This window comes from Coleofasciculus sp. G1-WW12-02, assembly GCF_040219735.1.
GTDB lineage: Bacteria > Cyanobacteriota > Cyanobacteriia > Cyanobacteriales > Coleofasciculaceae > Coleofasciculus.
In genome coordinates, this window is the sequence record NZ_JAVJRX010000012.1 from 27,219 (window position 1) to 44,700 (window position 17,482).

Annotated in this window: 19 protein-coding genes and 2 pseudogenes; 2 read left to right on the top strand and 19 right to left on the bottom strand. The window is 48.0% G+C overall.

Annotated features, from left to right (window positions below; genetic code table 11):
- Window positions 1-195 precede the first annotated feature (195 nt).
- Entirely contained in the window at window positions 196-732 is a 537-nt protein-coding gene (locus tag RID09_RS01605) for a DUF3172 domain-containing protein (RefSeq protein WP_446334204.1), read from the top strand.
- 174 nt (window positions 733-906) lie between these two features.
- Here the strand turns inward: RID09_RS01605 and RID09_RS01610 are convergent, their stop codons facing one another.
- The 13 genes and pseudogenes from RID09_RS01610 to RID09_RS01670 all read right to left on the bottom strand — a co-directional run.
- Window positions 907-3,261, bottom strand: a complete 2,355-nt coding sequence (locus RID09_RS01610) for a heavy metal translocating P-type ATPase (protein WP_446334205.1) — start codon at window positions 3,259-3,261, stop codon at window positions 907-909.
- A 554-nt stretch (window positions 3,262-3,815) separates the two neighbouring features.
- A complete protein-coding gene (locus RID09_RS01615) occupies window positions 3,816-3,938 on the bottom strand; it encodes a hypothetical protein (RefSeq protein WP_446334206.1) in 123 nt (40 codons plus the stop codon).
- A gap of 60 nt (window positions 3,939-3,998) precedes the next feature.
- A complete protein-coding gene (locus RID09_RS01620; protein WP_446334207.1) occupies window positions 3,999-4,217 on the bottom strand; it encodes a FeoA family protein in 219 nt (72 codons plus the stop codon).
- Entirely contained in the window at window positions 4,218-5,669 is a 1,452-nt protein-coding gene (locus RID09_RS01625; RefSeq protein WP_446334208.1) for a nucleoside recognition domain-containing protein, read from the bottom strand.
- Entirely contained in the window at window positions 5,635-6,255 is a 621-nt protein-coding gene (locus tag RID09_RS01630) for a FeoB small GTPase domain-containing protein (RefSeq protein ID WP_446334209.1), read from the bottom strand. Before RID09_RS01630 ends, RID09_RS01625 begins: the two co-directional genes overlap by 35 nt.
- Before the next feature lie 516 nt (window positions 6,256-6,771).
- On the bottom strand, window positions 6,772-7,005 hold the full coding sequence (locus RID09_RS01635; RefSeq protein ID WP_446334240.1) for a hypothetical protein: 234 nt from the start codon (window positions 7,003-7,005) through the stop codon (window positions 6,772-6,774).
- 192 nt (window positions 7,006-7,197) lie between these two features.
- Complete coding sequence (locus RID09_RS01640; protein ID WP_446334210.1) at window positions 7,198-7,521, bottom strand: hypothetical protein; 324 nt, start codon at window positions 7,519-7,521, stop codon at window positions 7,198-7,200.
- A gap of 105 nt (window positions 7,522-7,626) precedes the next feature.
- Complete coding sequence (locus RID09_RS01645) at window positions 7,627-8,418, bottom strand: CPBP family intramembrane glutamic endopeptidase (protein WP_446334211.1); 792 nt, start codon at window positions 8,416-8,418, stop codon at window positions 7,627-7,629.
- A 315-nt stretch (window positions 8,419-8,733) separates the two neighbouring features.
- Window positions 8,734-9,696 carry a peptidoglycan DD-metalloendopeptidase family protein gene (locus RID09_RS01650; protein ID WP_446334212.1) on the bottom strand — a complete coding sequence of 321 codons (963 nt, stop codon included), beginning with the start codon at window positions 9,694-9,696 and terminating at the stop codon, window positions 8,734-8,736.
- Window positions 9,697-9,769: 73 nt separating this feature from the next.
- The gene (locus RID09_RS01655; protein ID WP_446334213.1) at window positions 9,770-10,519 is read right to left on the bottom strand and encodes a DUF6920 family protein; all 750 of its coding nucleotides are present in this window, start codon (window positions 10,517-10,519) and stop codon (window positions 9,770-9,772) included.
- 23 nt (window positions 10,520-10,542) lie between these two features.
- Window positions 10,543-11,034: a hypothetical protein gene (locus RID09_RS01660; protein WP_446334214.1), complete on the bottom strand. Its 492-nt coding sequence runs from the start codon at window positions 11,032-11,034 to the stop codon at window positions 10,543-10,545.
- Window positions 11,035-11,045: 11 nt separating this feature from the next.
- The gene (locus RID09_RS01665) at window positions 11,046-11,255 is read right to left on the bottom strand and encodes a hypothetical protein (RefSeq protein ID WP_446334215.1); all 210 of its coding nucleotides are present in this window, start codon (window positions 11,253-11,255) and stop codon (window positions 11,046-11,048) included.
- Window positions 11,256-11,567: 312 nt separating this feature from the next.
- Window positions 11,568-11,834: pseudogene (locus RID09_RS01670) on the bottom strand (DEAD/DEAH box helicase); the annotation flags it as partial.
- Window positions 11,835-12,045: 211 nt separating this feature from the next.
- Here RID09_RS01670 and RID09_RS01675 point away from each other — a divergent pair.
- Window positions 12,046-12,612, top strand: coding sequence for a Uma2 family endonuclease (locus RID09_RS01675; RefSeq protein ID WP_446334216.1), 567 nt, complete (start codon window positions 12,046-12,048; stop codon window positions 12,610-12,612).
- 90 nt (window positions 12,613-12,702) lie between these two features.
- Here the strand turns inward: RID09_RS01675 and RID09_RS01680 are convergent, their stop codons facing one another.
- From RID09_RS01680 to RID09_RS01705, 6 genes and pseudogenes are all read right to left on the bottom strand, one after another.
- The gene (locus tag RID09_RS01680) at window positions 12,703-12,873 is read right to left on the bottom strand and encodes a hypothetical protein (RefSeq protein WP_446334217.1); all 171 of its coding nucleotides are present in this window, start codon (window positions 12,871-12,873) and stop codon (window positions 12,703-12,705) included.
- Window positions 12,866-13,118 (bottom strand): annotated as a pseudogene (locus RID09_RS01685) (UPF0175 family protein). The gene RID09_RS01680 and the pseudogene RID09_RS01685 overlap by 8 nt, the downstream one beginning before the upstream one ends.
- A 121-nt stretch (window positions 13,119-13,239) precedes the next feature.
- Window positions 13,240-16,122, bottom strand: a complete 2,883-nt coding sequence (locus tag RID09_RS01690) for a type I restriction endonuclease subunit R (RefSeq protein WP_446334218.1) — start codon at window positions 16,120-16,122, stop codon at window positions 13,240-13,242.
- A 3-nt stretch (window positions 16,123-16,125) separates the two neighbouring features.
- Complete coding sequence (locus RID09_RS01695) at window positions 16,126-16,500, bottom strand: PIN domain-containing protein (protein WP_446334219.1); 375 nt, start codon at window positions 16,498-16,500, stop codon at window positions 16,126-16,128.
- Window positions 16,497-16,733 carry a DUF2281 domain-containing protein gene (locus RID09_RS01700; RefSeq protein ID WP_446334220.1) on the bottom strand — a complete coding sequence of 79 codons (237 nt, stop codon included), beginning with the start codon at window positions 16,731-16,733 and terminating at the stop codon, window positions 16,497-16,499. Before RID09_RS01700 ends, RID09_RS01695 begins: the two co-directional genes overlap by 4 nt.
- 77 nt (window positions 16,734-16,810) lie before the next feature.
- A complete protein-coding gene (locus RID09_RS01705; protein ID WP_446334221.1) occupies window positions 16,811-17,407 on the bottom strand; it encodes a Uma2 family endonuclease in 597 nt (198 codons plus the stop codon).
- Window positions 17,408-17,482 lie beyond the last annotated feature (75 nt).

The window sequence follows — 17,482 nt, forward strand, 5'->3', positions numbered from 1 at the left end:
GATGAGTCGTGGGCGTAGAGGTACGACATGTCGTGTCCCTAGATTATTAGGCATACTAGAAGGAGGACAATTCTGTGAGATTTTCATGCCCGTAAAATAGACTTAGCTGCTGTATAGTATCTTAAACCTAACCTTCTGGTATTTTATCTCCCTCTAATCCCTCCCTGCAATTTTACCAAAGTTAATTGAACCCCTATGGCACGTCGATCTAAATCTTCCGCTCGTGATACCTCACCCGCTAAATCCCCCATCGCTTCTATCCTGAACGCCACCACCCTAGCCATTATCGGCGGGATTTTTATCCTGGGAATTGGTGTCGGGATTGCTTTTAGTTCCACAGCCAGTCCCAATCTGGAAAATGTGGCATCCCGTGAAGCGATTGACCGCAGTGCGCCCAATCCGGAATTGTGTATCCAGTATGGTGCCAGCGCTATGGTCACAGATATGCGGGTTTTTGTCACCCTCAACCCCTTTAACGTTTACGTAACTCAGCCGAGTATGCGCCCCGGATGTGTTTTGCGCCGGAACAACTGGGCAATTTTAGAGAAACAGAACCTGGTTTCCTCGGAGCAAGTGAATGAGTGTAAGAACCGGATGAATACCTTTGGCTTCACTGGTCCGTTGGAAGGTAAGCCGAAAATTGACTGTATCTACCAGAATGAGGCAGAGGATAACTTCTTCCTCAACCAACCGGGATCAGGTAGTTCACCATCTGAAACCAATAAGTTTTAACGCCTATCTTGCTTACCTTATAGGGTGTAGAGACGTTGCATGCAACGTCTCTACATTGGTTGTGTAGGGGCGGGTTTTCCCCCTATCGTTGCTAAAGCAGCAATCATCCGGACATAATATGACCTATTCGTAGTAGGCATTTTAGGGCACTAAAGTGCCTACTACAAACAATCCCTAATCCCGATGCATTAATGGTCTTAGCGCATTTAATCCAGCTACGATCGCACTCCCATTATGCACCCCTGTGGCAACCAGGGGATGAAGTCCCACTGTTGAAGCCAGTCCCAAGGCGGCTAGGTTAGGAGTGACAGCTAGGGCGGTATTCTGCTGGACAATTCCCCGGGTTTGCTTGGCAATCGCGATCGCATCCAGTACACTGGCTAAACCATTCTCCATTAGCACTACATCCGCCGTTTCCCTCGCTACGGCTGAACCATCGCCAAAGGAAATCGATACATCCGCATAAGCTAGCGCCACGGAATCATTTAACCCATCTCCCGTAAACGCTAAGGTTTTCCCCTCTGCTTTTAACCGACGTACCACATCAGCTTTGGTTTGGGGGAAGGCTTCGGCGTGAACCTGAGACAAGGGAATATCTAATTCCTGCGCCACGGCGATGGCTTTGGTTTGGCTATCCCCCGTTAAAAGATGAATCTCCATACCATACTCATGTTGCAACTGATGAATCACCCGGCGGCTTTCTAAGCGTAAGGGATCTTTATATTGAATCACCCCTTGGAATTCATCCTCACAAGCCACATAAATCAGCGAAGAATCGGCAGAAATGGGACAATCTTGCTGACACCCCCAGAGTTGACGACAACAGGGATGTTGATCATAAAAACAATCCACACTAATCCCAGCTTGCCGCAAAAAGCGATCGCTGCCTACTAATACTCTCTCACCGTCAATTTCCGCCCGCACACCTAATCCGACTTCATAATCCCACTCACCACGAGGTAAAATATCTATACCCTTCTCCTCTACATGACGCATTACCGCTTCAGCCACTGGATGAGTCAACCGTTGTTCTGCTGCTGCTGCAAGTTCTAAGATACGTTGTGCCGACAAGCGATTGGTTACAGTTTCCACCGCAACAACTTGAATATTCCCCTGAGTTAAGGTTCCTGTCTTATCGAAAACAATTGTATCCACCTGGGCAAGTTGTTCCAATGCCCGTCCCGAACGGATTAAAATACCATGGCGAGTGGCATGGGTGAGGGCGGCGAGAAAGGTGGTGGGAATGGAGACGCGCATCCCGGTGACAAAATCCAGGGTGAGGATAGACGCTGCTCTGGCGGGGTTACGAGTAATTGCCCAAACCCCAGTGGCGAGGAGAAACGCGGGCATAATTGACCGTTCTGCCAGTTGTGCGGCATAATTTTCCATACGGGTATCATGGACGGGGGCTTGCTGCACCAACTGAATACTCGCACCGGCACAGGTATCTGCCCCAACCCGTTCCACTTTGATATATAATTCCCCCGATCGCACTAATGTGGATGCATAGACGGTTTGTCCTGCTTCTCGTACCACAGGCATGGATTCCCCGGTGAGTTTCTGTTGATCAATCGTGGCATTTCCCCGCAACACCACGCCATCGACGGGAATTTGTTCCCCCGGATATACTATTACGGTGTCTCCAGGTTGTACCTGAGTTAAGGGAACCTGCTGTTTTTCACCGTTACAGTCCATCCAAGCATATTGTCCGATAGAATCGAGTAAATCTGTGGCTTTGGCATGAGTTGAACGAGCCGTGCGATCGCGGATAATATCTCCTAGTTCATGGAGTGTCATCATCAGGGCGGGAGTCAGCCAGTTTCCCTGAATTGAGGACAGAGTAATCGCTACCAAATCCAAGCAATCGATAGTGAGTCGGTGTTCCCCCAGCAAACTAGCGATGGCACGTTTCGCCACAGGTAATCCCGCAACCGCGACAGAACCCGCCACCAGAGATTGAGGAATGGGGAGGCGCAACGGGCCCCCTAGCAGGGCGAGGAGGGTAGCTAGGGCGGGACGTTTGAGTTCAGACCAGTCATTTTCGTCTAGTGATTGGGGATTGGGATTTGAGGATTGGGACTCCCCAACTAGGGCGGGTTTAGTTAAGTTAGCGGTTTCTTGGGTAATGTTATCGGTCAAACCCGCCCCTACAAATTGGCTCCTGTGCTCCCTATCTTGTTTTCCTGATGTTTGAATCAACGAAAGCAACACCCGACGCATCTGAACATCGGATAGCTGTTGATTGTTATAGGCAATTACAATAGAGGCGGCGGGACGACGCACACGCACCTGAATCACCCCATCTTGGGACGCCATCAACGCTTCTAAACGATGGGCATAATCGGCATCATCTGCCAACCGGGGTACGCGAAATCGCACCCGTCCGGGAATCGAATGCACCACGCGACAATGGATTCTCCCAGAGGGTACAGCCTTGTTCCCTGACAGGTTTGCCTGATTGAAATCCTGGGAGTTATCATAACTGGCGTAGCCTGCGATAGCGTCCCATCGGCTGTCCAGATTTACCATGCTCATGCCTCAGAAATCTTGATTGGTAGTTAGGCATTTCTACTGTAAAACCTTAAGGACGGTTAATTCACTCTCTGCAATTTTTATTCACAAATCATTAATATATTAGCTAATAATTTAAAAAATATAATTGATATTTGTCACTATTTCATCAGATGTATGGTCATATAGTTGACATCACAGCCTTAAGGACACGATAGTATCGTGTCCCTACCCCATCAACCATCTCTTGAATTACGGTAGGGGCATGGCACTGCCATGCCCTCTCATCATCAATATAGATCCTAATCCAATCCCACAGAAAGCCCTTTAACTGCCCGTTCTCAACTGAGTAAATAATGCGCGATCGCATCCCCTACCCCCTCTAAATCAATCCCACCTAAATAATCATGAACTAAACGTTTAAACCCCAACGTTTAAGGACACGATAGTATCGTGTCCCTACCCCATCAACCATCTCTTGAATTACGGTAGGGGCATGGCAGTGCCATGCCCTCTCATCATCAATATAGATCCTGATCCAATCCCACAGACATCCCTTTAACTGCCCGTTCTCAACTGAGTAAATAATGCGCGATCGCATCCCCTACCCCCTCTAAATCAATTAGAGTTCCCTCCCCTTGCAGGGGAGGGTTAGGGAGGGGTTTGTCTAGGGTAGAGACACGGCAATGCCACACCCTCTCCTCGTTAATCTAACTATCCCCAAAATCACCCTAAACCAGGTATCCTTTGCCCCCTTACCGATGCAAATAAATCACCTTTGCCATTTCCCGATCCAACGCCGCACGAGTTCTGCCCACCTTAATAATATAAGAAGGAAACCGCTGCTCCAACAGAATCGGCATTCCAGGACTAATCCCCATCGCCATCAACTTCTGCAACGTCATCTCATCCTTCGTCTTTAACGCAGCAACGGTGCCGCTATTTCCCCGTTTAACCGATGCTAGTGCAATCATTTAAATCGTTACTCCTAATCCATTTAACAAACCATTAACCAAATATCCCACAAAAAAGGCAAAGGGAAAAATAAACGCCACAATCGCCCAAGTTACTTTCGCCCCTCGCTCTTTCAACATCACTTGCAGTTGGGCAATACAAGGTAAAAACAGGGTTAACACAATCGCTGTCACCACCAACTGATTCCCCGTAAAAATACCCTGCTGTTGCATATCAAATAATCCAGCCGCGCCGTAATCCCGCCGGAAGAAACCATATAAAAAGATCGGCGCAGCTTCTCTGGGCAATCCTAACCCTAAAGCAATCGGCTCAATTCCCTGAATAATCCATCCAAACAACCCCGTCAAACGCCCAAACCAAATAATCACCGATGCCCAAATAAATAGGGGCAGAATTTCCATAAAATACCACTTCATTCTGAGATAGGTTTTAACCAGAATGTTTTGTAGTTTGGGAAAGCGCAAGGGGGGGATTTCCATGTAAAAACTAGCGGGTTTTCCGGGAAGCAATCGGGCGGTTAAATACCCCGCAACCATAAAAATTGCCCCAATAACCCCACCCCAAATCAACAACGCGGCGGGTTTTTGGGCTAATAATCCCACAATCACCCCCCACTGTGCCGCACAGGGAATGGCTAAGGATAACAAAAATGTGGCAATTAATCGTTCCCTTGTCGTTTCCAGGGTGCGGGTGACCAATGTTGCCATGGTGTCACAGCCCAATCCCAACACAATCGGAATCACCGCCCGCCCCGATAACCCGATCGCCTTAAACAGGTTATCCAGCATCAGGGATAATCGCGGCAGATAGCCACTGTCTTCCAGGAAGGAAAACATGAAAAAGAATGTGGCAACAACAGGTAAGACAATCGCCACCGCATAGCGAATCCCCAGGGTAATAATTCCGTAGTCGTTGGCAATTAAATCTTGTAAGGGTTGCCAGGGCAAAATTACCGCTACTGTTTGGTTGACAACGGGATTAATATATGTTTCAAAAAAGGTTTCAATGGTATCCACCATCGTCCCCGCCCCGAATTCGCCGACAAATTTGTAAACCCCGTAATAAAGAATTGCCAGCAAAATCGGAAATCCTGTCCAAGGATTCACCGTGAGTTGGTGCAGTCGTTCCGTTAACGGGGTTTTCCCCTGGTTCGATTCGCTGAGGACATGTTGTTCGATCGCCCACGCCCGTTGCTGACGCGCCTTGGCAATAGCCGCGATTAGCGGTTCATCCAACTGACTCTCAGCATCTGCGATCGCGGCTTTAATTTCCGCTTCTGTCTCCTGAATCTGAAGTTGTTGCCAAAGTGCGGGATCTTTTTGCAACAGGAGTAAGGCAATACTGCGCCGAGACAAAGGATAATCCTGGGATAGCGACAGCCGGGATAGCAGCGATTCCAGTTTCGCGATCGCAACCTCAATAGGTTCCGGATAAGCAACCTGACTTAACATAATCACCCACCTTATATTTCAAATCTCGTAAACCAATATTTAGTGCAGCCGCCATAGTCACAACCGGAATCCCTAATTCCATTTCCAGATGATCCCGGTGAATCTCAATCCCCAGTTGTTGGGCTTCATCGATCATGTTGACAGCTAACAGCACCGGCAAACCCGCTTCAATGAGCTGAAACGTCAGGGGAAGCATCCGCCCTAAGTTTTTGGCATCGACGACATGAATCACCAAGTCTACGGTTTCGCTGAGTAATAAATCCCGCGATACTTTTTCCTCTTCGGTAATCGGGAGTAGGGAATACATTCCCGGCGTATCCACCACCGCAAACGGGCGATCCCCAACCGTCATCTGACCCCTAGAGACTTCCACTGTTGTACCGGGATAATTGGAGACGGTAACATAAGTACCCGTAAGGGCATTAAACAGAACACTTTTACCCACATTGGGCGTTCCCACCAAAGCCACTTGGGGAATGGGTTCAGTTTTCAGAGGTGATGGTTGCGGCGGTTTTCCCCACCATTTCCAGCCACTCCCTCTACTGGGCTTGTGGTGGCAAGTGTTTTGACATTTGTGACATTCCATATCTTCTTGACTCCGATGATGGGAAGCGAATTCTGCAACTTGTTAAAAGTAATTCTCATTAAGTGTAGTCAATAATAACCTCGGTTTCTGTATCAGGTCTACCTTTTAAAAAAGCTTAATATTTGAGGGGGATGAGGAACCTATTTAAGCTGAGATCCATTAACCGAATGTTGACATGTAAGTCTTCTTCTGTGTCCTGATCAAAGTCTAAACCCCTTGTCTCAATCTGACAAGACGGATACAAACTGAAACAGATTCCCTTTGTCATTCGCGGGATTGGCGGCAACTTGGCGTTGGCTCTTCAGGAAACACTTAGTAATTTACCGAAATATTTTTTAATAAAAGTTGAGAATAAGCCAATTCAATTTTAAGCAGGGTGGGCAAGAGCAATAAACCTGGAAATGCTCAGGTTATCAAGAGAGTGCTGTTGCCCACCTGAATCTTCTTTGTGTCCGTCACCCTGTCACCCTGTCATGGCGTCTTTTGTTGACTGATGGGTATTTCAGCCAAGCTGCACTAGGATGACGAGTGATTCGTCGCATACCGTTGCTCTGCCAGATCCCGGATCAGAGACAAGCGATTATAGAGGTACTCATTCAAAATATGCATTTCCTCAGAATTGAGACCTCGCTCTTGTTTGAGTTGCTTGAGTATCCACTGAACGAGACTGGCATCGTCAAGTTTCAGTAGCAGGTTAGTTTGAGTCGTTTCAATTAAAGACCACAACTGACGCATCATTGTGGGGTTCATACAATCTCCTTCCTTAGGTAAAATTGCAGCAGCCGAGAAATAAAGCTGGTTTTCCAGCGCTGTGTCGCGATCCCGCAAAGAGCACGACTCCTTTAAGAATTACTTAAGGATTGCTTGGTTTTTCTTACCATAGCTCATCTCGCCCAACCAACTCACGATTGTAGTGAGGATGATACAAGAGTTACCAAAGCCTTAACAAATTGAAAAATTACGTTGTAAAACTGACCAGCTATGTCGATTGACTGGGCGATCGGTTGTCGGTGAAGACTCGGACTGGTAATGATTTCGGGGAAGTTCCTTGTCATCGGATGGAATGCCCAGGGCAATGTGCACAGCGGCGGCCAGCGCCATGACTGCCAGAGGCAAGAAAAACGAGAGAGCCAGCCAGCGCCAGCCAAGCCGCCATTGAATAGAACGCCAGAGCCAACTATGCAGCCCGTTCTGTCCACTGGCATACCTCACCACAGAGATCGCCGCGATACCGGGGCCAAAAATCCCCGCGATAAACAGCACCATACCTAAGGTGGGCAACTGTGGTCTAACAACCGAAGACAGCAGCCAGCAGGCCCAAGACCATTGTGTTAATCACTCAGGAGCCTAACGGTTAGTTGGAACCAGATTTTAGCCTGCACAAACTCTTTTTCGGCGAGAGAGATTCGTTCTTCCAAACACGGCGATCAGGATGATAGCCACCACACAATTCAGAAGGACATACGAGATAGCAGACACTCCAGGTATAAATGCTCCAAATATGTTCAGCGAACCATGAAAAAGTGCCACGAGCAAAATACTGCCTTTAGTACTGTTGTAAATCCAAGTATAGATAAAAGCATTGGTCACGATCATGATGAACCAGAGGAAAGGAAACTCAGACATCGGGTTGCCTACCAAAAAGACAAGCGGCAAATGCCAAAAACCCCACAATATGCCCACTATGAGGGTGGCAGTCAAGGCATTATGTCGTTTCTGCAATCGTGGCAATGCGAAACCACGCCACCCAATTTCTTCACAGGTATTGGCGAAGAAATTAATCACGAAACCAAAAATGGCGAAGAAAGATAAATTGCCTTGTGGCACTGCGATTGTTACGGGCAAGCTAAGTAATTTTGTGACGACTTGTGCCGCAATTAAAAGAACAACAGGACCCAGCACCGCTACGATGTACCAGACTAGACCAACCCGCCATTGAATAAGCCCCTTATCAAATTCTTGCACCCCTGTCTTCCCATAGGCCACTTGTGACACAATAACAGCCGCAAGCGCAGGTCCAACGGCATAAAAGATGGAAAACAACTGAAAGTAAGGACTGTCAAATGGGGCAATATCTCGCGAGCCTAAGGCTGCTGATATCATGCCAAGCCATGAGAAGCTAAACGCTAAGATGTAGAACCAAGTTACAGGATGTTTTTTCATTACAAGTGGCCTTGACAGGGATATTTTTTAGATGGAATGCTCTCAAACCAGCACAGACTCAAGCGATCGCCGGAGCGACCTAGGCATCTTTGAACCCCTGCCAAACCGCACCACCAGATCGAGTCTGCTAGCTCCAAAGCCTTAACGAAATTAGGCCGCAAACCAGCTTCCTCCACGGGCATCGCTGTAATAAGTCCGGCAGAATCGTAATGGACTGATCGTCTATCTGAAACCGCCAGCACTAGGTGTTGTGACTGGAAGGGGCGAGGGTGCCATAGCGCACCAATTCCTTGAATTGGGCGGATTGTGCATGAGTCATGGTTCAGTCTCTGGAGGTGGCGTGGTCACACGATTGCTGCGAGTGAGAAAGCGGCCATTGAAGCGCACCGGCAATGGGTCGCCTGACAGGGGCATGGCTAAAGATCCCGGTCGCTGGGCGTGAATATGAAGGTGGGGTTCGGCGCTAGCCCCAGAATTGCCGACCTTGGCAATGGCGTCCCCGACTGCAACGGCCATGCCCGATTGCACCACGAGACTCTGGGGACGAAAATGGGCCAGGATGACCTCGAACGCACCGCAGCGCAGAATCACATGATTTCCAGCCCGGTTGACCAGGTCAATCTCTGGGATGGTCATATCTGGGAAGCCATCGATCGCCTGCACCACCTGACCTGCACAGGGAGCGAACACCGGCGCGCCGTAGATCAAGTACGCCGCAGGGTGCTTAGGAATGATGCCGCGCGATCGCAACCCCCACCGATTAACCTGAATGATATCGGTGCCGTAACTTTGGCCCCGGTAGTCTCGAAAACGCGGTACTGACTCGTCTAAAGTTTTTAGGTGGGCATTGATGCGAATATCGCTACCGCCATTGACGATCAAAAAATTGTCACCACGCAACGGAAAGGTGAGGTCAACAGCAGGCGCAGCAGCAGGAAACTGCCCCGTCCAACTGCGGGCTGCCTCATTGCCTGCATACGCTCCAAAGGCCACGAAGCCCACAATCATCACCCAGCCCGGCCAGCTTAATGGCATCCGGCGCTTTGGCTGATGCCTCAGAAACCCCAACGCCAACGCCAGTATAAACAGCACCCCATAGAGATAGGGCGTCCACCAAGGCGGAAAGACCCAGATGCCCATACGGGCGATCGCAACTAGGGCGATCGCCGTCATCAGGGATTGAATCCCAATACCCAGTAGATTGCGGGGCGGCACAAAAGCCAACCACCCAATCAAGATAAGGGGAAACAGAATCTGGGTCAGAATGAAGATCGTCATCGCAGGCCTCGTTATTGCATCTTTTTAATCAGCATAGATTTCTTCAGATCGGGCTTTCTGAAACTACTCATGATTACTGATAGATGACCTCATCAATGGTGGCGCGGAAGAACTCGCCTTCTGACTCAAACCGCTCAGTGCCGAAGTACCACCCAACCCGCAAACGGGTAGGAATCGTGTAGCTACAGAATGTGCCTTCTTCTTCTACAATTGCCCCGAAGTCCACATAATGGTGTTCCGCACCTTCTGGATTGCCCCAGCGCGGCAGTTTCGCAGTTTTGAGTCGACCTTTCTGGTCAATGGTTAAGTCGAGTCCTGCCTGTTCACCTTGGGCTATAAAACTGGCATGTAGGTGCGATGTCTCTGTGCTGCTCCAGGTCACGTCACTCCGACAAAGCGCCGATGGCAACAGCATTAACTCGGTGTGGAAGCGACCCGCCGCCGATCGGGTAATATCAGCACCGGTTCCGGTCATCACCGGAAATAGCCCCAGCAGCTTCCATTGCATCGCCCCGATGCCATCAATGATCCGATCTGATCCCACGATCGGTAAGTGGTTCATCCAGGCGGTGGCACTCCAAATAAATCCGCGCTCCCAGCAGACGACTTGTTCTGCGGTGAAGGGACTCCAGTTCTTTAATTTGATTTCGCCATGCATTTTTAGGCGCACTGCTGAGGCGATCGCAGTTCCAGGCGCGATCGCATGTTCGAGATATCGTCTAGCTGCATCTGGCAAATGAGCAAAGTCATCTGGACTGAATAAGCGCTCCTGAGATATTAATGACTCCCATAGGGCATCGATGGAAAGCTGTTTAGTGTTCATATCTCTAATCTATCGCTCCTTTCTTAATCACTTCTAGTGGTTAATCGGGCTGGCTCTTTTAATAGACCGATGAAAGAAGCTAGGGCTATTAAGCCAGGAGCCGCTAGCCATAGCCAGAAACCCAACAATAATTGATTCAGAGTAAATTCAGAAACGCCACCACTATCCGCAGGCAAGTTGAACCAAAATGCTGAAAACGTTCCTCCAAAACCAATAAGAATGGCGGCTATTCCAGCTATAGCTGAGAACCTGTATCGTTGCATTATAAAAGTGATGCAGCACAACCAATAGAGTGGATTAGCGAACCATCCAATCGCGGGAATTTGCAGAAAAAGTAATCCAAAAATGCCAAAGAAAGTCAGTTCGATCCCCTTCATGGCATAAACGTCATTAGGGTCAGAGGGACTCACGCCAACAGAGTCTGTAGGAACTACATTAAACAAAAGGCAAGGTAGCGCAAGTGCTATGCCATATAGGAAAAGCGATAATACTAGAAATACAATCTTATATTTCATAAGCTACATTCCTAACCCTGTTGAATAGTAGGGTTTTCTGAAAATGATCTCTTGAGGATCAGGTAGAATCCAACGTCATTCCCAAAAAACATCACGGCATCAAGGGCGACAAACTCCCATCCTTCCGCAGAAAGTCGATTAAGATGGCTCTCAATTTTCCTGGCTTTTTGTTTGGTCGTCAGGCATAGCCAGTCGCTGATCACTTTATATTGTGTTTCCATTGGCTCTTCCACTGTCTTTTGTTTGATTGCACTAGGCTCGTCAACCTATTGTAACTAACCTCGACAACTAATATGTCCCTAACTATGTCAAAGCTGTGTTGGATTTATTGAATGAGTTGATGAACTACGATATAAAACGTGAAGCTTCACAACTGCTAAAAAATGTTTCTTCCATAGATTCGATTCTAGAAGGGGTAAGGGTAAGAAGAAAAAGACTAAAGCAAAGTCAAGTCCTCGTCAGAGCCTATTTGAAATGTACGATGGTGCGGAAGATGGTTTAGTGAGGAGCGCGATAACCCAGTTAAGCCGTTCGGCGATCGCGTGTTGACGAACTGTCTCTTGATCTTCCTGCTCAAATTCTGGAAACTTCTCTTGGATAATTTTGCCCATCCGCACCTGGGTCAGTTCTTCTGACACCAGTTCTTCGTCAAACAGACCGCGCTCGATGGTGGGCTTGTCTTGGACAAAAGCTGTCACCAGTTCGGTTAAGTCCTCCCGACAAACCCGTTGGGCTTCCTGGCTTTTGGGGGTCGCCAATCCCTTAATTTCTAGCTGAATTTGTCCCGTTTCTGCATTGACAACATTGGTATCAATGAGAATTTTCACAAGAAAGGCTACTGATATTTTTGAACTAAATAATCGGTGTACTCTGCTTGCAGTTATTCATCGCTGGGAGTTTTGCTAGAACGTTTAGCGATACCTCGAAGTTTGGTGAGAGTACCGGGAGGAATACTTGCGCTTTTTGAACTAAATTAAAAACAGGACTACCCAATTCGCCCCTTCCTCATCCATGATTGCTACCCCAGACAATTATCGCCTCTCTCCTGACGAATACCTCCAACTCGAAGCCACCAGCGACACCAAACACGAATATCGCGATGGTGAAGCCTATGCTATGGCGGGGACAACCGATGCTCATAATACGATTGCTGGAAACCTCTACACCCTGCTGCGTAGCCACCTACGGGGGTCAGACTGTCGCGTATATTTTGCCGATGTTAAAGCCAAACTTGAAGACTGCAACTGTTACTACTATCCTGATTTGATGGTGACTTGTGACCCCCGCGACGCAGAAACCACTACCTATAAGCGTTATCCCAAACTAATCATTGAAGTCCTCTCTGACTCTACCGAAGCCTTTGACCGAGGGGATAAATTCATCGACTATCAAACCCTCGACAGTCTGCAAGAATATGTCTTGATTAGTACCAGACAGCAACGAGTAGACTGTTACCGTCGTACCGAGAGGGGGCTGTGGTTATTTCAATTCTATGCCCCCAGTCACAACACCTTTCACCTTACTAGCCTTGAGTTTGAAGCTGAGTTGACTAACCTGTACGAAGACATTGCCTTCTAACTGTTCCGCAAACTCCGCCCACAGATTGAAGTGGGAGCCGAATAAATTGCTAAAGGTCAAGTTACTGATGGCGAGGAAGTTTTTGAGCGTTTATTTGAGCAGCCAAAGAAATGCACTGTCAGCATATCCACCTAGAAGAATCTCATCGGCAACACCTTGGGGAATAACAACTTCATCGCAGAGTTCACTCAGTAAATGAATGCGGTCAATTTTGGTCAGGCTGATGATCGGTGAGGCATTGACTACCCAACCCTTAACCACGGCTTACTTCCTCCGTCAGTTCTTCGGGGGTGGTTTGAAAAGGGGAAACGCTAAAGCGGTGCAAAGCTTGAAAAAACTCTTGACGACTGATCCCTATAATTTCAGTCGCTTTGGATTGGGAAATTATCCCAACCTCGTACCACTTAACGATCGCGGCAATCAGTAGTTCTTGGGCAAATTCGTCTGGGGTACTGCGGAGGGCAACAGAAGGCACTTTCGGGTAGGTTCAGTTGAATTTGAATCATGGTGGGATGAGGTTTATACGAGTGACATACTCCTAGACTGATTCTACAGAATACAGTGTAGGCTTCTTACCAACTCCAGCTATAATGCCGAATTGACGATCGCTCCGTTTTTAGGGCTGTTTTATTCTTCCTCCTCAAAGCCACCCAGGTTGTCATCAAACTTTTGAATGATGTCTAGTAATCGGGTTACGACTCGCTTGAAGATTTTCTTGCGTTCTAATAACTTGGGTTTCTCGTTACAGGCACTCAACACAGTCTCACGCAAGGGTTCCTTGCCAGAGAATTTATAGTTGGCAATTATCTGATTAACGGCATCCTCATTCAGGTTTTCGTCTGAGCAGAGCTGACGAATGGCTTCAACCCGTTCTTGGGTCCAGAAATCCTTAAAGACTTGCTCGACTTCTTCTTCTGGCGCGAGTGTCGTCATGCGGTCTTCGATAAATTTCTCTAGCAGATCTCGCTTATTGCGGAGTTGAGCTTCTTTACCCAGCAGCTCTAGAATATCGGACTTCTTCTTCTGGTAGTCTTCCTGGCTGGTTTCGGCTTTTTGGACACCCCGTTGCAGGTCGGCCAGTAGCTTCAGAATGTAGGCCACATTGATTTCGTCTCGTTGGATGAGTTCTAGTTCAAAATCAACTTCCTCTACGAGGGTAGGGTCGCTGTCGTCATTGTTTCTATTTCGGGTGCGATCGTAGATGTCTAAATACTTACTCTTGTAGTCCTCGAAGGTTTGCGCGTCCATGTTCAAGTCAGAGAACTCAAACTCGGTGAATGACTTGCTGACATTGAGCAACCGAATGAGGTTACGGAAGGCTTTGACAAACTCTACTTGGTCGTCTTCGCTAATGAGTTGATTGACATCGTTGGGGATAGCGGCAATAGTCCGAAGTTCCTGAACGCCTTCATTAAATTGCTCGACGTAGTGCTCATAGGGTTCAATGAAAATCTCTTCTTTGGCGTTTTCGTCAGAAAAGAGGGCAACGGCATCGTCTGTATTTTCTTTGAGATTACGGAAGCAGACGATATTCCCTTGAGATTTAAGTTCCCCCAGAATGCGGTTGGTGCGGGAGTAGGCTTGAATCAAGCCGTGGTATTTGAGGTTTTTATCGACGTAGAGGGTGTTGAGCTTTTTGACATCAAAGCCCGTGAGGAACATATTCACCACTAGCAGAATGTCGGCTCGTTCCTTGTCTTGAAAGTCTTCCCGATCTCGATCTTTCATTCGCTTGGAGATGTCTTTGTAGTAGGCGTAGAATGCCTGACTGTCTTTGGCAGACTGATTGGTTTGGTAGAGCTGGTTGTAGTCGGCGATGAACTCATTCAGCTTGTCGCGGCTGTGGCTGCGGGTGCTGGTGCTGATATCAAAATCTGGATCGCCAATGAGTCCATTCGCGTCGTCATCCTCTTCGTTAGTGCCGGGGGTGAAGATGGTGACGACCCGCAGGTCATGTAAGCCCTGCTGTTGCTTTTGCTTAAAGGTTTCGTAATAGGCGATCAGCGTGTTGATGTTGCTGGTGCAGAGCATGGCGGAGAACTTTTTGCCGCTGGTTTTACGATTGTGGTGGGCAATAATCCAATCCACGATTAGGGCAATGCGGTTGGGATTTTCAAAAAAGTCTCGGTCGGCTTTGGGTTCGGCGATCAGGCTGCCGTCTTTGCGTTTGAGTTTGCCCCAGTACTCAACGGAAAACTTAAGGACGTTTTGATCGGCAATGGCATTAGTAATGACATACCGATGCAGGCATTCGGTAAATAAGGAGGCTGTGGAGAGTTTGAGTCCATCTTTAACATAGACATTTTTCTCGGCAAAGATGGGAGTCCCAGTAAAGCCGAAGAGTTGGGCATTTTGGAAAAAGCGAACGATATTGCGGTGGGTTTCGCCAAATTGGGAGCGGTGGCACTCGTCAAAAATGAACACAATGGGTTTATCCCGCAGGGGTTCCATGGCGGCTTCATGGCGGTGGTTGGTGATCGCTCGATTCAGTTTCTGGATAGTAGTGACGATCAGGGTGCTATCGCCTGTGATTTGGTTGACGAGCTGGTGGGTGTTGTCGGTGGTGTCTACACAGTCGGGGCTGAAGTAGTTAAATTCTTTGCTGGTTTGGTAGTCGAGGTCGGCACGGTCTACGACAAACAGGACTTTATGGACGGTGGGAAGCTGGGTGAGGATTTGGGCGGCTTTAAAGCTGGTGAGGGTTTTGCCGGAGCCGGTAGTGTGCCAGATGTAGCCGTTTTTATTAGTGTTTTTGACGCGCTCGATAATGGCTTCAACGGCGTAGTACTGGTAGGGGCGCAGCACCATCAGCATTTTGTCCGACTCGTGCAAGACGATGTATTTGCAGATCATTTTGGAGACGTGGCATTTCTCCAGGAATCGATCGGCAAAGTCGTCTAACTGGGTGACTAGGGTATTGTCTGCATTGGCCCAGAAGAAGGTTTGTTTGTAGGATTGTTTGCGGTTGTTGGCGTAGTAGCGGGTATCAACGCCGTTGGAGATGACGAAAATTTGAATGTAGTTAAATAGGCCCAATTCAGCGCTGTAGGAATGGCGCTGGTAGCGGTTGATTTGGTTAAATGCTTCTTTGAGTTCTAGCCCTCGGCGTTTGAGTTCGATTTGGACGAGGGGCAAACCGTTGATCAGCAGGGTAACGTCGTAGCGGTTTTTGTATTTGCCTTGCTGGGTGACTTGGTTGGTGACTTGGTATTGGTTTTGGCACCAGTGTTCGGTGTTGAGGAATTCGAGGTAAATGGTGCTGCCGTCGTCGCGGGGCAGTTCCATTTTGTCGCGGAGGCGTTTGGCGCGATCGAAGACGTTGCCTTTGTCGAGGTGGTTGAGGACTCGCTTAAATTCGTCGTCGCTGAGTTGGATATTATTATGCTTTTCGAGCTGGGTTTTCAGGTTTGCTCGTAAATCTTCGGCGTTGCGGATGGTGATGGGTTCGTAGCCGAGTCCCGTGAGGCGTTGAATTAGGTCTTGTTCGAGTTCTTGTTCCGATTGAGTCATGGTTTAAAGATGATATAGTCTAAGGCTTTCAATAAAGCGAAAGTCTTTGGTATTGAGTGTATAGAGTTCTAGGTCATTGACTAGGGCGGTAGCGGCAATTAGGGCATCGGGGATGGCGAGTTTATGACTGAGGGAATATTGCGCCATGAGTTGAATGAACTGACTGGAGACTTGCCGATCAATCGGCAGGTTGTGCAGTAGATTTAGGTGTTTTTGGATTCTGAGTAATTCGGCTTTGTTGAGCGCACCGTAGTAGAGTTCGGCTTGGGCAATCACGCTGATTGCTAGTTGCGCGATGCCGATCTGTCTTAGCTCCTGGATGATCGCGGGATTGCCTTTATAGAATTCTATAAGTACATTCGTATCACAGAGGATCATGACTTGGTTTCTCTCCAGGCTTCGGCGCGGAGGGATTCGGCGGTGATGTCTTTGTTTTCCCAGATTCCTGCTAGCTCGAAGAATGCTTCTTCTGCATCGGGTGAGGGAGGCTCTGGGGCTGTGGTGGTTTGGTTAGCTGTGAAGTCGAGGAATTCGATAAACTGAATGACTTGCTTGCGCTGTTCGGAGGAGAATTGTTGAATTTTTTCGATTGCCATTTCTAGGGTTAACATGAGTTTCTCCTTGGGTGGTTTTGGTAGTATTTTAACGATTTACACAAACATCTTTTTTAGAGAATAGGGAATAGAGTTTAGGGTGATTGAGTTGATTCAGTTTCTGGGGTGAGGTTGAGATTGCGATAGATTTGCTCAATGGGAAAACTTAGATTGATGCTTTTGAGTTCGATGGTGTCGCCTGCTTGGTAGTTGACGATCAGCCATTCGCCTGTCTGTTTTTTGTGATACAAATCGATTTCCATGCGGGTGGAACTGACTAATAAATAATCTTGTAGGGCTGGATTATGGCGATACATTCTAAATTTGCTGCCTCGGTCGTAGGCTTCGGTGCTGGGAGAAAGAACTTCAACGACTAAGCAGGGATAGGTAATGTATTGGGTTGTGGTTTTGTCGCGATCGTCGCAGGTGACGCTGACATCGGGATAGGTGTAGTTATTTGTGCCGACCATATTAATTCTCAGGTCTGAGTTACCGACTTCGCAGCTACTGCTTTCAAGATGGTTGGAAAACAGGGTAATCAGTCTAACGGAAATGAGGCTATGGTTTTTACTACCGCCGCCCATGGCGTATACTTGACCGTCGATCAGCTCGTGTTTTTCGAGTTGCTGTTCTTCCCAAGTGAAGTATTCTTCGGGGGTTAGGGTGGGGAATTTTTCTGGGGCTGCGATCATGGTTTTGTGACCTCTTCAGTTTGTCGCGGATTGGGGGTAGTTTAGCTCTGGGTTATTTGGTTTGATTTTAACAAG

What these genes read in the sequence shown, in the direction of transcription:
- RID09_RS01650 (WP_446334212.1), bottom strand. Translation starts at nt 9,696, where the DNA reads ATGACGATCTTCATTCTGACCCAGATTCTGTTTCCCCTTATCTTGATT.
- RID09_RS01705 (WP_446334221.1), bottom strand. Translation starts at nt 17,407, where the DNA reads ATGATCGCAGCCCCAGAAAAATTCCCCACCCTAACCCCCGAAGAATAC.
- RID09_RS01610 (WP_446334205.1), bottom strand. Translation starts at nt 3,261, where the DNA reads ATGGTAAATCTGGACAGCCGATGGGACGCTATCGCAGGCTACGCCAGT.
- RID09_RS01645 (WP_446334211.1), bottom strand. Translation starts at nt 8,418, where the DNA reads ATGAAAAAACATCCTGTAACTTGGTTCTACATCTTAGCGTTTAGCTTC.
- RID09_RS01690 (WP_446334218.1), bottom strand. Translation starts at nt 16,122, where the DNA reads ATGACTCAATCGGAACAAGAACTCGAACAAGACCTAATTCAACGCCTC.
- RID09_RS01620 (WP_446334207.1), bottom strand. Translation starts at nt 4,217, where the DNA reads ATGATTGCACTAGCATCGGTTAAACGGGGAAATAGCGGCACCGTTGCT.
- RID09_RS01625 (WP_446334208.1), bottom strand. Translation starts at nt 5,669, where the DNA reads ATGTTAAGTCAGGTTGCTTATCCGGAACCTATTGAGGTTGCGATCGCG.
- RID09_RS01605 (WP_446334204.1), top strand. Translation starts at nt 196, where the DNA reads ATGGCACGTCGATCTAAATCTTCCGCTCGTGATACCTCACCCGCTAAA.
- RID09_RS01630 (WP_446334209.1), bottom strand. Translation starts at nt 6,255, where the DNA reads ATGGAATGTCACAAATGTCAAAACACTTGCCACCACAAGCCCAGTAGA.
- RID09_RS01660 (WP_446334214.1), bottom strand. Translation starts at nt 11,034, where the DNA reads ATGAAATATAAGATTGTATTTCTAGTATTATCGCTTTTCCTATATGGC.
- RID09_RS01655 (WP_446334213.1), bottom strand. Translation starts at nt 10,519, where the DNA reads ATGAACACTAAACAGCTTTCCATCGATGCCCTATGGGAGTCATTAATA.
- RID09_RS01675 (WP_446334216.1), top strand. Translation starts at nt 12,046, where the DNA reads ATGATTGCTACCCCAGACAATTATCGCCTCTCTCCTGACGAATACCTC.
- RID09_RS01640 (WP_446334210.1), bottom strand. Translation starts at nt 7,521, where the DNA reads ATGGTGCTGTTTATCGCGGGGATTTTTGGCCCCGGTATCGCGGCGATC.
- RID09_RS01665 (WP_446334215.1), bottom strand. Translation starts at nt 11,255, where the DNA reads ATGGAAACACAATATAAAGTGATCAGCGACTGGCTATGCCTGACGACC.
- RID09_RS01695 (WP_446334219.1), bottom strand. Translation starts at nt 16,500, where the DNA reads ATGATCCTCTGTGATACGAATGTACTTATAGAATTCTATAAAGGCAAT.
- RID09_RS01700 (WP_446334220.1), bottom strand. Translation starts at nt 16,733, where the DNA reads ATGTTAACCCTAGAAATGGCAATCGAAAAAATTCAACAATTCTCCTCC.
- RID09_RS01635 (WP_446334240.1), bottom strand. Translation starts at nt 7,005, where the DNA reads ATGAACCCCACAATGATGCGTCAGTTGTGGTCTTTAATTGAAACGACT.